A 14,752-nucleotide genomic window follows, 5' to 3' on the forward strand; every position below is an offset into this window, starting at 1 on the left:
GTCCCTCACTCCACCGTCACCGACTTGGCCAGGTTGCGGGGCTGGTCCACTTCATTGCCGCGCGCCGTCGCCAGCTCGCAGGCGAAGACCTGGAGCGGCACCGTCGCCACCATGGGCTGGAGGAGGGTCGGCGTCGCCGGGATCCACACCAGATGGTCCGCGTAGGGCACGACCGACTCGTCGCCCTCCTCCGCGATCACGATGGTCCGCGCTCCCCGGGCCCGGATCTCCTGGATGTTGGACACGATCTTGTCGTGCAGGACCGAACGCCCGCGCGGCGACGGCACCACGACCACCACCGGCAGATCCTTCTCGATCAGGGCGATCGGACCGTGCTTGAGCTCACCCGCCGCGAAGCCCTCCGCGTGCATGTACGCCAGCTCCTTGAGCTTGAGCGCGCCCTCCAGCGCCACCGGATAGCCCACGTGCCGCCCCAGGAACAGCACGGTGTTCTTGTCCGCCAGCGAACGCGCCAGCTCGCGCACCGGCTCCATCGTCTCCAGCACCCGCTCGACCTGGCCGGAGATCTGCGCCAGGTCCCGGACCACGACCCGGATCTCGTCGCCCCACTTGGTGCCGCGCACCTGCCCCAGGTAGAGGGCCACCAGGTAACAGGCCACCAGCTGCGTCAGGAACGCCTTGGTCGAGGCGACCGCCACCTCCGGGCCCGCGTGCGTGTACAGCACGGCGTCCGACTCGCGCGGGATGGTCGACCCGTTCGTGTTGCAGATGGCCAGCACCTTGGCGCCCTGCTCGCGCGCGTGCCGCAGCGCCATCAGGGTGTCCATGGTCTCGCCGGACTGCGAGATGGCGACGACCAGCGTCCGCTGGTCCAGGATCGGGTCCCGGTAACGGAATTCGCTCGCCAGCTCCACCTCGCACGGGATACGGGTCCAGTGCTCGATCGCGTACTTCGCGATCAGGCCCGCGTGGAACGCGGTCCCGCAGGCCACGATGACGACCTTGGTCGCCTCGCGCAGCACGGACACCGGGATGCGCACCTCGTCCAGGCTCAGAGATCCGGCGGCGTCGATGCGGCCCAGCAGCGTGTCGGCGACCGCCTTGGGCTGTTCGGCGATCTCCTTGAGCATGAAGTAGTCGTAGCCGCCCTTCTCGGCCGCGGAGGCGTCCCAGTCCACGTGGTAGGAGCGCACATCCGCGGGCGCGCCGTCGAAGCCGGTGACCGTCACGCCGTCGCGGCGCAGCTCCACCACCTGGTCCTGGCCCAGCTCGATCGCCGACCGTGTATGGGCGATGAAGGCGGCCACGTCGGAGGCGAGGAAGGACTCCCCCTCCCCGACGCCCACCACCAGCGGAGAGTTCCGCCGCGCGCCGACCACCACGTCCGGCTCGTCCGCGTGCACGGCGACCAGGGTGAACGCGCCCTGAAGCTGACGGCACACCAGCCGCATGGCCTCGGCGAGGTCCCCGCACGACGAGAACGACTCCGCGAGCAGATGCGCCACGACCTCGGTGTCGGTCTCCGACGTCAGATCGTGCCCGCGCTCGGCCAACTCGGCCCGCAGCACGGCGAAGTTCTCGATGATGCCGTTGTGCACGACGGCGACCCGGCCCGCGTTGTCCAGGTGGGGGTGCGCATTGGCGTCGGTGGGGCCCCCGTGCGTGGCCCACCTGGTGTGCCCGATTCCGGTGGAGCCGCTCGGCAGCGGCCGCTCCACCAGTTCCTTCTCCAGGTTGACGAGCTTGCCCGCCTTCTTGGCCGCGGCGAGGCCGCCGTCGGCGAGCACGGCGACCCCGGCCGAGTCGTAGCCGCGGTACTCCAGCCGCTTCAGCCCGGCGATGACCACATCAAGCGCCGACTGTCCGCCGACGTAACCCACGATTCCGCACATGGTCCGCAGCCTACGGCGCGGGGCGCGGCTCGGCAGCGAGCCCGCACGCAGCTCGGAACAGGCCCGCACGGCCGACGGCCGGGAGCGTGGGTCCGGCGCAGCGCCCGTCACCCGGCGGGGCCGGCGCTCACACCTTCGCCCGGTACGCCCGCATCGCCAGCGGGCAGAACACCACCGCTATGCCCGCCGCCCACACCAGCGACCACAGCACCGGCTCCGCCACGGGGCCGCCCAGCAGCAGGCCGCGGAACGCGTCCGACAGATGGGTGACCGGGTTGACGTCACTCCACGCCTGGAGCCAGCCCGGCATGGTGTCGACCACGACGAACGCGCTGCTGGTGAACGTGATCGGGAAGATCAGCGTGAAGGCGAACGCCTGCACCTTCTCCGCATCGCCCGCCAGCATCCCGATCAGCACCGCGCTCCAGGACACCGCCGCCGCGAAGACGACCAGCAAAAGGGCGCCGACCAGGAATCCCCCGAAGCCGCCGGTGATCCGGAAGCCCAGTGCCACGCCGAGGCCGATCATGAGCAGCATCGCCCACACATGCTTGGCGAGGTCCGCGGTGATCCGCCCGATCAGCGGCGCGGAGCGGGCTATGGGCAGGCTGCGCAGCCGGTCGAACACCCCTTTGGTCAGGTCGGTGTTGAGCGCCATGGCGGTGTACATCGTCATGAACAGCGTGTTCTGCACGATGATGCCGGGCAGCGCGTATTTCAGATACGCCTCCGGGGAGCCGGCCATCTGCCCGCCGAGGACATAGGTGAACAGGAACACGAACATGATCGGCGTCACGCTGTAGTCCACGAGCTCCAGCGGATTGTGCTTGACCGCCACCAGGCTGCGCCACGCCATCGTGAGGGTCTGCTGGGCCCAGGCCAGCGGCTTCACCCGGCCCGACGCCGTCAGCGTGGCCGTGATCGTCGTGGCCGTCATGCCGGACTCACCGCCTCCGCCCTCGTGCTCTCGTCACCGCCGAGGCCCCCCTGCGCGCCGCCGTCCCCGTCCGGCCCCGGCTCCGGCCCGGAACCGTTCCCGGACTGCGGCTCGGCCTTGTGGCCGGTGAGCGCCAGGAAGACCTCGTCCAGCGAGGACCGCCGCAGCGTCAGCTCCCCCACCGCGATCCCGTCCCGGTCGAGTCTGCGCACGACCGTGGGCATCAGCTCGGGATCCTTCACCGGAGCCGTGACCGACCCGCCCTCGATCCGGGCCCCGTCCCCCGCGGCCTCGGCCACCAGCCGGTGCGCGGCCGGCAGGTCCTGAGCCCGGACCGGACGCAGCTCCAGCACCTGGCCGCCCACCTCGGACTTGAGCCGGTCGGGCGTGCCCTCGGCGATCACCTTCCCCTTGTCGATCACCACGATGTCGTCGGCGAGCACATCCGCCTCGTTCAGATACTGCGTGGTCAGCAGAGCGGTCGCCCCGTCCGCCACGAGGGCGCGGAGCATGTCCCACAGCTCTCCGCGGCTGTGCGGGTCGAGACCGGTCGTCGGCTCGTCGAGAAAGAGGATGCTGGGCCGGCCGACGAGGCTCGCCGCGAGGTCGAGGCGCCGCCGCATGCCGCCGGAGAACGTCTTCACGGCCCGGCCCGCCGCCTCGGTCAGCTGGAACCGGTCCAGCAGCTCGGCGGCCCGCGCCTTCGCCTCGCGTCTCGGCAGCCCGAGCAGACGGCCTATGAGCAGCAGGTTCTCCGTGCCGGTGAGATTCTCGTCCACGGCCGCGTACTGCCCGGTCAATCCGATGAGGGAGCGCACCAGGCCTGCCTCCCGGACGACGTCGTGGCCCGCCACCGTCGCCCGGCCGGCGTCCGGCGTGAGCAGCGTGGCGAAGATCCGCACCGCTGTCGTCTTGCCCGCCCCGTTCGGACCGAGCAGGCCGAGCACCGAGCCGGTGCGGGCCGCGAGATCCACCCCCGCCAGTGCCTCGGTCTCGTTGAACCGCTTGGCCAGGCCCTCCGCCTGAATCGCGTAGGTCATGGGATTCCCCTTGTGACTTGTCACGCCGCGGGCTTCGTGGCCGCCGCGCGTCGGCGCCCACCTCACAGACAACTGTGACGCACACCACTGACATTCCGGCCAGGCCACCTCCCGCCGCGTGACCCACCCCACCCCCCACAACCGCCCCGCAGCCCCGACAATGACCGTGTGATCTCTTCGCTGCCACGAAGCGCCCACCGCCGGGCAGAGCCTGCGTCGACGCCCTACGTCGACCTCACCCGAGCGGAGTGGAGCGCCCTGCGCGAGAAAACGCCGCTGCCGCTGACCGCCGAGGAGGTCGAGCAGCTGCGCGGCCTCGGGGATGTCATCGACCTGGACGAGGTACGGGACGTCTATCTGCCGCTGTCCCGGCTGCTCAATCTCTATGTGCAGGCCACGGCCGAGCTGCGGGGCGCCCTCAACACCTTTCTCGGCGACGCGGGCAACGGGCACGGCGCCCAGCGCGGGACCCCGTTCGTCATAGGCGTCGCCGGCTCGGTCGCCGTCGGCAAGTCCACGGTCGCCCGTCTGCTGCAGGCCCTCCTCGCGCGCTGGCCCGAGCACCCCCGCGTCGAGCTGGTGACGACGGACGGGTTCCTGCTGCCGATGAAGGAGCTCCGGGCCCGCGGGCTGACGTCGCGCAAGGGCTTCCCCGAGTCCTACGACCGCCGTGCCCTGACCCGCTTCGTCGCCGACATCAAGGCCGGGAAGGACGAGGTCACCGCCCCCGTCTACTCGCATCTGATCTACGACATCGTCCCGGACGAGCGGCTGACGGTACGCCGCCCGGACATCCTCATCGTCGAAGGGCTCAACGTCCTCCAGCCCGCCCTGCCCGGCAAGGACGGCCGCACCCGGGTCGGCCTCGCCGACTACTTCGACTTCAGCGTGTACGTCGACGCCCGGGCCGAGGACATCGAGACCTGGTACCTCAACCGCTTCCGCAGGCTGCGCGAGACCGCGTTCCAGAACCCGTTCTCGTACTTCCGGAAGTACACGCAGGTCTCCGAGGAGGAGGCGCTGGACTACGCGCGCACGATGTGGCGCACCATCAACAGGCCCAACTTGCTGGAGAACGTCGCGCCCACCCGGGGGCGCGCCACACTGGTGCTGCGCAAGGGGCCCGACCACAAGGTGCAGCGGCTGTCCCTGCGCAAACTCTAGGAGGAACGGCGTGTTGCACCTGCGGATCATCGCCCCGGCCGACCGGACCGCCGAGGTGGTCTCCGTGCTGGAGAAAACGGTCGGCGCAGCCCATCTCGTGGTGCTCCCGGGCGCGGCCCGCGATCCCCGGGGCGACCTGATCCTGTGCGACGTGGCACGGGAGGCCGGGGACGAGCTCCTGTCGGAGCTGCGGGAGCGCGGCATCGACGATTGCGGCTCCATCGCCGTCGACGACATCGCTCTGTCGCTGTCGGCCCGCGCGGAGAAGGCGGAGAAGGACGCGCCGGGCGAGGGCGCGGACGCGGTCCTGTGGGAACAGCTGTCCGACGCCACGCACGAGGAGTCGACGCTCAGCGTCACCTACCTCGCGTTCCTGAGCCTCGCGATGATGATCGCGGCGTGCGGCGTGGTGCTCGACAACGCGATCCTGATCGTCGGCGCCATGGCGGTCGGCCCCGAGTTCGGACCGCTGGCCGGCTTCTGCACGGCCCTGGTGCGGCGCGCGCCGAAGCTCGCCTGGCGATCGTTCCTCGCGCTGATCGTCGGCTTCGGCGCCGCGATGCTGCTGACCGTGGGATTCAGCTTGCTCATGGACGCGCTGGATTTGTTCTCCGCCTCGAAGCTGGACGCCGAGCGCCCCAACACGGCCTTCATCTACGCCCCCGACGAGTTCTCGCTCGTCGTCGCCGTCCTCGCCGGCTCGGCGGGGATGCTCTCGCTGACCTCCGCCAAGTCGGGCGCGCTGGTCGGCGTCGCCATTTCGGTGACGACCGTCCCGGCGGCGGCGAACGCGGCCGTGGCGTTCGGCTACTCCAAGTACCAGCAGGCATGGGGCTCCACGGAGCAGCTGCTGCTGAACCTGCTCGGCATCGTCCTGGCCGGCACCCTCACGCTGCTGGTGCAGAAGGCACTGTGGCGCGCGAGCCGCAAGGGCGCCCGTACGCAGAGCGAGGGGGCCCGTGCGTAATCCCCGCACGGGCCCCCTCGCGATGCACGGCCTCTAGCCCAGCGCCGACTTCACCACGTCGGCCAGCCGGCCCGCGACGCTCTGCGCCTGCGCGAGGTCCGCGGCCTCGACCATGACCCGCACCAGCGGCTCGGTGCCCGAGGGGCGCAGCAGGACGCGGCCGGTCGCGCCGAGCTCGCGCTCCGCCTCGCCGACCGCCTGGGCCAGCTCGCCGGACGTCTGCACGCGGGACCTGTCGACGTCCCGCACGTTGATGAGCACCTGCGGCAGCCGCTCCATCACGGCCGCGAGCTCGGCCAGCGAACGGCCGGTCGCGGCGACCCGGGCCGCCAGCATCAGGCCGGTCAGCGTGCCGTCGCCGGTGGTGGCGTGGTCCAGGACGATGACGTGCCCCGACTGCTCGCCGCCGAGCGCGTAGCCCCGTGCCTTCATGGCCTCCAGGACGTAGCGGTCGCCGACCGCCGTCTGCACCAGCTCGACGCCCTCGCGCTCCATGGCCAGCTTGAAGCCGAGATTCGACATGACCGTGGCCACGACGGTGTCGCCCCGCAGCGTGCCGGCCTCGCGCATCGCGAGCGAGAGCACGGCGAGGATCTGGTCGCCGTCGACCTCGTTGCCGTCCGCGTCGACGGCGAGGCAGCGGTCCGCGTCGCCGTCGTGGGCGATGCCGAGGTCGGCCCCGTGCTCGACGACGGCGGCCTTGAGCAGGTCCAGATGCGTCGAGCCGCAGCCGTCGTTGATGTTCAGCCCGTCCGGGTCCGCGCCGATGGTGACGACCTGGGCGCCGGCCCGGGCGAACGCCTCGGGGGACACGCGGGAAGCCGCGCCGTGCGCCTCGTCGAGGACGACCTTCAGTCCGTCGAGGCGGTTGGGGAGGACGGCGATGAGGTGGGCGACGTACTTGTCGGAGCCCTCGTCGTAGTCCGTCACCCGGCCCACGCCGGCGCCGGTCGGCCGGTCCCACGGCTCGCCGGTGCGGTGCTGCTCGTAGACCTGCTCGATACGGTCCTCCAGCTCGTCGGCCAGCTTGTGGCCGCCGCGCGCGAAGAACTTGATGCCGTTGTCGGGCATGGCGTTGTGGCTGGCGGAGAGCATCACACCGAGGTCGGCGCCGAGCACACCGGTGAGATGCGCCACCGCCGGGGTCGGCAGCACACCGACACGCAGCACGTCGACGCCCGCGCTGGCGAGACCGGCCACCACGGCCGCCTCCAGGAACTCTCCGGACGCCCGGGGGTCGCGTCCGACCACCGCGGTCGGGCGATGGCCCGCGAAGGTGCCCGCCTCGGCGAGCACGTGTGCCGCCGCGACCGACAGGCCGAGCGCGAGCTCGGCCGTCAGGTCCGCGTTGGCCACACCGCGTACACCGTCCGTTCCGAAGAGTCGTCCCACTGTTGTCCTCCGAAGAAGAAGAAGCTGAATACTCGAGTTCGTTTTACGCCCGGGGTCGTCGGGTCGATGTCCGGGGGTCGATAAACGAACGCCCCGGCGACACGGAGTGCCGCCGGGGCGAACGCGAAGCCGTACAGAAGCTGTACCAGCTCGTACAGGCCAGCCTGCGATTTAGCGCTTGCTGTACTGCGGGGCCTTGCGGGCCTTCTTGAGACCGGCCTTCTTGCGCTCGACCGCACGGTCGTCGCGGGAGAGGAAGCCGGCCTTCTTCAGGGCGCCGCGGTTGTTGTCCACGTCGGCCTCGTTCAGCGCGCGGGCCACACCGAGGCGCAGCGCACCGGCCTGGCCGGACACGCCGCCACCCGAGATGCGGGCGATGACGTCATAGCGGTTGTCGAGCTCGAGCACCTTGAAGGGCTCGTTGACTTCCTGCTGGTGCACCTTGTTGGGGAAGTAGTCCTCAAGGGTGCGACCGTTGATCTTCCACTTGCCGGTGCCCGGAACGATCCGGACGCGGGCGATGGCGTTCTTGCGGCGGCCCAGGCCGGCGGCCGGCTGCGGCTCGCCGAAGCGGGACGCCACGGACTCGGTGGTGTACTCACCCTCGACCGGAGCCTCGGTCTCGGTGGTGTACTGCTCGGGGGACTCGGTCTCCTCGAGCGGCTGCTCAATGGCGGTCTCGGCCACGATTCTCCTCAGATTTCTTTACGTCTTAGGGGGTGGCCGGACTTACTGCGCGACCTGGGTGATCTCGAACGGGACCGGCTGCTGAGCAGCGTGCGGGTGGTTCTCGCCCGCGTAGACCTTCAGCTTCGAGAGCATCTGACGGCCCAGGGTGTTCTTCGGGAGCATGCCCTTGACGGCCTTCTCGATGGCCTTCTCGGGGCTCTTCTCGAGCAGCTCGTCGTAGCGGACGGAGCGCAGACCACCCGGGTAGCCGGAGTGGCGGTACGCCATCTTCTGGGTCCGCTTGTTGCCGGACAGGTGCACCTTCTCGGCGTTGATGACGATGACGAAGTCACCAGCGTCGACGTGGGGCGCGTAGATCGGCTTGTGCTTGCCCCGGAGAAGGGTAGCGGCGGTGGTCGCCAGACGGCCCAGGACGATGTCCTGCGCGTCGATGATGTGCCACTGGCGCGTCACATCGCCGGGCTTGGGGCTGTACGTACGCACGGTCGTAGCCTTCGCTTCTTCAGTGAGTTGGTCCTGACAAGGCCACCCGGACGATCACGACAGCCCTGATCACACGTCGGGGACGCAACCCGAGTGTCGATCGCTGGTCATCGGCCCGGTGGACCGGCGTAAGGGCCCCTCACGTGAGATAGAGCAAGCCAATACGCATAACGAACCAGAAGAATACCCGTGAGGCCCCGCACGGGTCAAAACCGCCGGTGCCGGGCGGACCGAGGGGACAGGAGGGCCCACAGGCCCAGAACGGGCAAAGACGGCAGTGCAGGCGGAGACGTCAGGGCGCTCCCAGTGCCTCGGCCAGGAACCGGGCCTCATTCTCACCCAGCCCCACGGCGATGATCGCAGTCCCTCCCGGCAGCTTGCTCGCGATGAAGAAACTGGCCAGCAGCCTCTTGTCACCCTGGACGAACGCCAGCCGGGCCTTCGGATCGTCCGATTGCAGCCCCTGTCCCGCGATCTTCCCCGTCAGTTCGGCGAACGTCGCACGGTCGGAGTCCTTCAGGGCGACGCGGACGGACCAGCCCTCCGCCCCCGGCGCCTTCTCCTCGTAGGCGGCGACCTCCTTGAACCGGTTGACCGTCATCCCGGGAGCCGTCGAGACGACGACACAGCTCTGACGGTCGTCCGAGGTGAAGGCCCGTCCGGAGGGCGCGGGACTCTGCGGCGGCCACGCGTCAGGATCCGGTGAGCCGGTCGGGCACACGCCCTCGAACTCGTCCTCCACCTCCAGGATGCGCACGGGCTCGTCCGGCACCCCCGCAGCGGCATCCGCACCTGCGTCCCAGGGGCGTACCACCAGGACGACCGCGAGCGCGACGACGGCGACCGCCGCGCCGGTCGCCCACCACAGGCGGGTCCGCGGGGCGGCGGGCGGCGGGGGCCTCAGGCGGGACGTCCGGCCAGGCGCAGGCACCGCCGCCGTCGCCGCGTCCGGGTCGATACGCCGCCGCGCGGCCTCCACCGCCCGCACACGCCCCGCGCGGTACCGCTCGATCGCCTCGATCCACGCCCCGCTCAGCCAGCCCTCGCCGCCGCGGGCGTCCGGGCGCTCGCCCAGCCTGTCCGCGCAGTACGCGAGGATCTCCGCGGGGGCCGGCCGGTCCGCGGGGTCCAGCGCCAGACACGGCAGCACCAGCCCTTCCAGCTCGGTCGGCAGCCCCGACACGTCCAGGTCGCCCGTCGCCGCGCGGACGAGCTGCTCCAGGGCCGGACCCGCGCCGCCATCTCGGTACGGAGCCCGGCCGACGGCGAGACAGAACAGCGTCGCTCCCAGCGAGTACACGTCCGAGGCGGGGGTGGTCTCCTCGCCGCGGGCCTGCTCGGGAGAGGCGTAGGCGACCGTGGCGAGCGCGGTCTGGGTCCGGGTGACGTCATGGGCCTGCGAGATCCCGAAGTCGATCACCCGCGGGCCCTCCACCGGCAGTAGGACGTTCGACGGCTTCACGTCCCGGTGCACCAGGCCTGCCGCGTGGATGGAGACCAGCGCCTCCGCCATCCCGGCCGCCACCCAGTGCAGAGCGCTCGCGTCCAGCGTCCCGCAGCTCTCCACGAGGTCGCGCAGGGAGGGGGCGGGGACGTACTCGGTCGCCATCCACGGCACGGCGGCCGCCGCGTCCGCCGCCACGACGCTCGCGGTGAAGACGCCCTGGACGCGCTGGGCGAGCACGACCTCGCGGGCGAAACGGCGGCGGTCGTCCTTGCTGTCGGTGATCAGTGTCTTCACCGCGACGGTGCGACCGCCGGGCGAACGGGCGAGATAGATGCGGCCCATGCCTCCGCTGGCGAGCTCGTCCAGCACCGTGAACGCCCCGAACCTGACGCCCGGACGGACCGCATCCGCCACACCGTCGCTTTGCATGTCCGCCCCCCGGAGATCACGTCGGCGCTCAACCTACCCACTGCGACGGCACCCTGCACCGGGTCCGGGGCACGCCGCACGACGCCGGCGGCGCGTCAGGAGCGGCCGCAGTCCCGGGGCCGAGGCAACGGCCCCGCCGAGGGGCAGCCGCCCCAGCCGGGAGCCGCTCAGGCCCCCAGAGCTGCGCGGGCTCAGCGTGCCCGCTCCACCCTGCGTTCGTCCCACACCGGCTCTGGCGTCTCGCGCACCACCCCGTCCGAGCCGAACACCAGATACCGGTCGAACGACCGCGCGAACCACCTGTCGTGGGTCACCGCGAGCACCGTGCCCTCGTACGCCTCCAGGCCCGCCTGCAGCGCCTCCGCCGACTCCAGGTCCAGGTTGTCCGTCGGCTCGTCCAGGAGCAGCGCCGTCGTGCCCGCCAGCTCCAGCAGGAGGATCTGGAAACGGGCCTGCTGGCCGCCGGACAGCTTCTCGAAGGGCTGGTCCCCCTGGCGCTCCAGCTCGTAGCGCCGCAGGACCGACATCGCCCCGCCCCGGTCCTTGGCGTGCTCCGTCCACAGAATGTCGACCAGCGTGCGGCCCAGCAGCTCCGGGTGCATGCGGGTGCCTCCCACGCCCGAAGGGCTGTGGGAGAGGGTCTGGGCGAAGTGCCCGGGCACCACCCGCGCCCCCAGCTTCCACTCCCCCGTGTGGGCGACGGTGTCACCCGCCAGCAGCCGCAGGAAGTGCGACTTCCCGGAACCGTTCGAGCCCAGCACCGCCACCCGCTCCCCGTAGAAGACCTCCAGCGAGAAGGGCTTCATCAGGCCGGTCAGCTCCAGGCCGGCGCAGGTCAGCGCCCGCACTCCGGTGCGTCCGCCGCGCAACCGCATCCGGATGTCCTGCTCGCGCGGCGGCTCCGGCGGCGGGCCCGCCTCCTCGAACTTCTTGAAACGGGTCTGCATCGCCCGGTACCGCGACGCCATGTCCGGGCTGCTCGCCGCCTGCTGCCGCAGCCGGTGCACCAGCGCCTTCAGCCGCGCGTGCTCCTCGTCCCAGCGCCGCTTCAGCTCCTCGAAGCGGGCGAACCGCTCCCTGCGCGCCTCGGGGAAGGTGCCGAAGCCGCCGCCGTGGACCCACACGTCCGATCCGGCGGGCCCCGGCTCCACGGACACGATCCGCTCCGCAGCCCGTGCGAGCAGTTCGCGATCGTGGGAGACGAACAGAACCGTCTTGCGGGTCTCCTTCAGCCGGTCCTCCAGCCACCGCTTGCCGGGCACGTCCAGGTAGTTGTCCGGCTCGTCCAGCAGCAGCACCTCGTCCGGGCCGCGCAGCAGCGCCTCCAGCACCAGCCGCTTCTGCTCGCCCCCGGACAGCGTCCGCACCTGGCGCCACTGCGCCTTCTCGTACGGGATGCCCAGCGCCGCCATGGTGCACATGTCCCACACCGTCTCGGCCTCGTACCCGCGTGACTCGGCCCAGTCGCTCAACGCCTGCGCGTACCGCATCTGCGCGGCCTCGTCGTCGACGGTCATGATCGCGTGTTCGGCGGCGTCCACCGCGGCCGCCGCCTGGCGGATCCGCGGCTGGGCCACCGACACCAGCAGGTCGCGGACCGTGCGCTCGTCCCTCCCCCGTAGCCCTTCGGGCCCGGGAGGTGCCCCCATCGAGCCGACGAACTGCGGCATCACACCGAGCCCGCCGCTGACCGTCACCGAGCCGCCGTGCGGCTGCAGCTCCCCTGCGATGATCCGCAGCAGCGTGGTCTTGCCCGCGCCGTTGGCCCCCACGAGCGCGGCGACCGCGCCTTCGCCGACGCGGAAGGACGCATCGCCGAGGAGCACCCGCCCGTCCGGTAGGTAGTACTCCAGGTGCGCGGCTTCTACGTGTCCCATGGGGCGATTCTCACCGCCCGTACCACCCTTGCCCAACAGGTTTAGGATGCGCGGCATGAGCTTTGGGCAGGGGGGACCTCAGTGGGGTTCCGGCGGACAGAACCAGGACCCGTACAACGAGGGTCGATACGGCCAGGATCCGTACGGGCAGGAACCGTTCGGCAGCGGCCGGAGCCAGTACGGCGCGGACTCGGGCACCCCTGACTGGGCCGCCCTCGCGGACGCGTCCGCCGCCCGCGCCCGCCGCAGGCGCTGGCTGATGATCGGCGGCGCAGCTCTCGCCACCGCGGTCATCGCCGGGATCGTCGCGACCGCGATCGTGACGTCGAACAAGGACGGCGGCGACACCGCATCCGACAACGGGGACACGCTGCCCACGGCGCCCACCCTGCCGCAGGACACCACCCAGCCCCAGCCGTCCTTCTCCTCGGTGGCTCCCCTGCCCCCGCCGAATCCGAAGGACTTCATCTCCGACCGCAAGAAGGACACGGCGCCGCTCAGCGCCGAAGGCCTCTTCCCCGGCAAGAAGCTGACGATGGGTGACGGCGACCGCGTCTACACCAAGGGCGCCACGTCCCGTACCGGCAACTGCGCCTCCGTCACCAGCGGCGTCCTCGGCTCGGTGCTGGAGAGGCACGGCTGCGAACAGGTCTTCCGCGCCACCTACCTCAAGGACGGCATCGCGGTCACCGTGGGCGTCGCGACCTTCGAGAACGAGGCAAAGGCCAAGAAGGTCGTCCAGCAGGCAAGGGGCGGCATCGCGCCCCTGCCCGGCGCCGGGGTCCCCACCTTCTGCAAGGGCGGCCCGGTCTGCCGGAACACGTACAACTCCTACGGCCGCTACGCCTACTTCACCATCACGGGCTACACGAAGGCCAAGTCGGTGACGACGGGCGACACCAACGCGTACCGGTCCGGCGACGACATCGGGGAGTTCACGTTCCGCCAGATCGTGCGCCGCGGCGAGGCCCAGGCCTCAGCCGCAGCCACCGCACCCGCCCAGTAGCGAACCGGTCGGCAGGGAGCGCCTGTTGCGCGCCTCCCTGTTCCGGGCGGCCAGCAACTCGTCGGCGGGGTAGCCCACTTCCTCCAGCGTCAGCCCGTGCGGGCGTACGACGTGCACGGCCGAGTCCCGTACGCCCGCCGAGAGCACCTTCGCGGGCCATTCCACCGGCCGGTGGCCGTCGCCCACGAACAGCAGCGCGCCGACGAGCGAACGCACCATGTTGTGGCAGAAGGCATCGGCCTTCACGGTCGCGGTGACGATCCCGGACGCGTCCCGCTGCCAGGACAGCTGCTGCAGGGTACGGATGGTCGTCGCCCCGTCGCGCTTCTTGCAGTACGCGGCGAAGTCGTGTTCCCCGAGCAGCCTCGCGGCCGCGGCGTTCATCGCGTCGACGTCCAAGGGCCAGTCGTGCCACAGGACATGGCCGCGCAGCAGCGGATCGACACCGCCGGGGTTGTCGGTCACGCGGTACGCGTAGCGGCGCCAGATCGCCGAGAACCGCGCGTTGAACCCCGCCGGCGCCTCGGCCGCGCTCCAGATGCGCACGTCCCGCGACAGCCGGCCCGCCAGCCGCTTCAGGAGCTTGTCCCGGTGCTCGGCCCACAGCTCCTCGGGCAGGTCCACGTGCGCCACCTGCCCGCGCGCGTGCACCCCGGCGTCCGTCCGCCCGGCGACCGTCAGCTCATACGTCGTCCGCGACCGCGTCACCGTACGCAGCGCGTCCTCGATCTCGCCCTGCACGGTCCGCTGCCCGCGTGCCTGCTTGGCCCAGCCGGAGAAGTCCTTGCCGTCGTACGAAAGGTCCAGCCGTACCCGGACGAAACCGGGCTCCACCTCATCGCTCACGCGATCCATCCTTATCTGCTGAACGGGCCCGCCCCCCAGTGGGGAGCGGGCCCGTCCGAAGACCTCTTGCCACGAAGCGCGGCTCAGGCCTCCTTGGTCTCCTCGGCCGGAGCCTCGGCGGCCTCGTCGGCGTCGGTCTTCTCGACCTTGGCCTCCTCGGCTTCCTTGACCGCACGCTTGGCGGCGGCCTCGGCCTCGGCGACGGTCGCCTTCTTGGCAATCTCACCCTCGACCAGCTCGATCACAGCCATCGGGGCGTTGTCGCCACGACGGTTGCCGATCTTGGTGATACGGGTGTAGCCACCCGGACGCTCGGCGTAACGCGGAGCGATCTCGGTGAAGAGCGTGTGCACGATGCCCTTGTCCGTGATCGTCTGCAGCACCAGGCGACGGTTGTGGATGTCGCCCTTCTTCGCCTTGGTGATCAGGCGCTCGGCGACGGGACGCAGGCGGCGGGCCTTGGCCTCGGTCGTGGTGATGCGGCCGTGCTCGAACAGCGACTTCGCCAGGTTCGCGAGAAGCAGCTTCTCGTGAGCGGCGCTGCCACCGAAACGGGCTCCCTTGGTGGGACGCGGCATGGGGTTTCTCCTTGTGATCTGCACCGGCCGTGTCAGGTACCGG

General features: G+C 71.0%; 13 protein-coding genes. 3 read left to right on the plus strand and 10 right to left on the minus strand.

The window, feature by feature from the left end; genetic code table 11:
- Positions 1–5: 5 nt before the first annotated feature.
- From glmS to J7E88_RS21800, 3 genes are all read right to left on the minus strand, one after another.
- Positions 6–1,853 (minus strand): glutamine--fructose-6-phosphate transaminase (isomerizing), encoded by a 1,848-nt coding sequence (glmS, locus tag J7E88_RS21790; RefSeq protein ID WP_215183611.1) that lies wholly within the window; start codon positions 1,851–1,853, stop codon positions 6–8.
- 127 nt (positions 1,854–1,980) lie between these two features.
- Positions 1,981–2,790 carry an ABC transporter permease gene (locus tag J7E88_RS21795; RefSeq protein ID WP_215183613.1) on the minus strand — a complete coding sequence of 270 codons (810 nt, stop codon included), beginning with the start codon at positions 2,788–2,790 and terminating at the stop codon, positions 1,981–1,983.
- The gene (locus J7E88_RS21800; RefSeq protein ID WP_215183615.1) at positions 2,787–3,830 is read right to left on the minus strand and encodes an ATP-binding cassette domain-containing protein; all 1,044 of its coding nucleotides are present in this window, start codon (positions 3,828–3,830) and stop codon (positions 2,787–2,789) included. Before J7E88_RS21800 ends, J7E88_RS21795 begins: the two co-directional genes overlap by 4 nt.
- Positions 3,831–3,998: 168 nt before the next feature.
- Here J7E88_RS21800 and coaA point away from each other — a divergent pair, with 168 nt between their 5' ends.
- Together coaA and J7E88_RS21810 are read left to right on the plus strand one after the other, a co-directional pair.
- Entirely contained in the window at positions 3,999–4,994 is a 996-nt protein-coding gene (gene coaA / locus J7E88_RS21805; protein ID WP_215183617.1) for a type I pantothenate kinase, read from the plus strand.
- Between the two features lie 10 nt (positions 4,995–5,004).
- A complete protein-coding gene (locus J7E88_RS21810) occupies positions 5,005–5,961 on the plus strand; it encodes a DUF389 domain-containing protein (RefSeq protein ID WP_215183619.1) in 957 nt (318 codons plus the stop codon).
- Positions 5,962–5,994: 33 nt separating this feature from the next.
- Here the strand turns inward: J7E88_RS21810 and glmM are convergent, their stop codons facing one another.
- The 5 genes from glmM to J7E88_RS21835 all read right to left on the minus strand — a co-directional run bounded on the left by glmM (position 5,995) and on the right by J7E88_RS21835 (position 12,279).
- Positions 5,995–7,353, minus strand: a complete 1,359-nt coding sequence (gene glmM / locus J7E88_RS21815; protein WP_215183621.1) for a phosphoglucosamine mutase — start codon at positions 7,351–7,353, stop codon at positions 5,995–5,997.
- A gap of 171 nt (positions 7,354–7,524) precedes the next feature.
- Positions 7,525–8,040, minus strand: coding sequence for a 30S ribosomal protein S9 (rpsI, locus tag J7E88_RS21820; RefSeq protein WP_215183623.1), 516 nt, complete (start codon positions 8,038–8,040; stop codon positions 7,525–7,527).
- Positions 8,041–8,082: 42 nt separating this feature from the next.
- Complete coding sequence (gene rplM / locus J7E88_RS21825) at positions 8,083–8,526, minus strand: 50S ribosomal protein L13 (protein WP_215183625.1); 444 nt, start codon at positions 8,524–8,526, stop codon at positions 8,083–8,085.
- Between the two features lie 292 nt (positions 8,527–8,818).
- On the minus strand, positions 8,819–10,402 hold the full coding sequence (locus tag J7E88_RS21830; protein WP_215183627.1) for a serine/threonine-protein kinase: 1,584 nt from the start codon (positions 10,400–10,402) through the stop codon (positions 8,819–8,821).
- 191 nt (positions 10,403–10,593) lie between these two features.
- Complete coding sequence (locus tag J7E88_RS21835) at positions 10,594–12,279, minus strand: ABC-F family ATP-binding cassette domain-containing protein (RefSeq protein WP_215183629.1); 1,686 nt, start codon at positions 12,277–12,279, stop codon at positions 10,594–10,596.
- A 55-nt stretch (positions 12,280–12,334) separates the two neighbouring features.
- On the opposite strand from J7E88_RS21835, the gene J7E88_RS21840 reads away from it, so the two are divergent.
- The gene (locus J7E88_RS21840; RefSeq protein ID WP_215183631.1) at positions 12,335–13,285 is read left to right on the plus strand and encodes a hypothetical protein; all 951 of its coding nucleotides are present in this window, start codon (positions 12,335–12,337) and stop codon (positions 13,283–13,285) included.
- Here J7E88_RS21840 and truA read toward each other — a convergent pair.
- Entirely contained in the window at positions 13,256–14,131 is an 876-nt protein-coding gene (gene truA / locus J7E88_RS21845; protein ID WP_215183633.1) for a tRNA pseudouridine(38-40) synthase TruA, read from the minus strand. The two genes, J7E88_RS21840 and truA, sit on opposite strands and share 30 nt — an antisense overlap.
- An 83-nt stretch (positions 14,132–14,214) precedes the next feature.
- Positions 14,215–14,709 carry a 50S ribosomal protein L17 gene (gene rplQ, locus J7E88_RS21850; protein ID WP_215183635.1) on the minus strand — a complete coding sequence of 165 codons (495 nt, stop codon included), beginning with the start codon at positions 14,707–14,709 and terminating at the stop codon, positions 14,215–14,217.
- Between the last annotated feature and the right edge of the window lie 43 nt (positions 14,710–14,752).

Origin of the sequence: Streptomyces sp. ISL-10 (genome assembly GCF_018614575.1) — a bacterium.
Lineage (GTDB): Bacteria > Actinomycetota > Actinomycetes > Streptomycetales > Streptomycetaceae > Streptomyces.

Coding starts and splice junctions, on each gene's coding strand:
- J7E88_RS21840 (WP_215183631.1), top strand. CDS start 12,335: ATGAGCTTTGGGCAGGGGGGACCTCAGTGGGGTTCCGGCGGACAGAAC.
- glmS (WP_215183611.1), bottom strand. CDS start 1,853: ATGTGCGGAATCGTGGGTTACGTCGGCGGACAGTCGGCGCTTGATGTG.
- J7E88_RS21835 (WP_215183629.1), bottom strand. CDS start 12,279: ATGGGACACGTAGAAGCCGCGCACCTGGAGTACTACCTACCGGACGGG.
- J7E88_RS21795 (WP_215183613.1), bottom strand. CDS start 2,790: ATGACGGCCACGACGATCACGGCCACGCTGACGGCGTCGGGCCGGGTG.
- rplQ (WP_215183635.1), bottom strand. CDS start 14,709: ATGCCGCGTCCCACCAAGGGAGCCCGTTTCGGTGGCAGCGCCGCTCAC.
- J7E88_RS21800 (WP_215183615.1), bottom strand. CDS start 3,830: ATGACCTACGCGATTCAGGCGGAGGGCCTGGCCAAGCGGTTCAACGAG.
- J7E88_RS21830 (WP_215183627.1), bottom strand. CDS start 10,402: ATGCAAAGCGACGGTGTGGCGGATGCGGTCCGTCCGGGCGTCAGGTTC.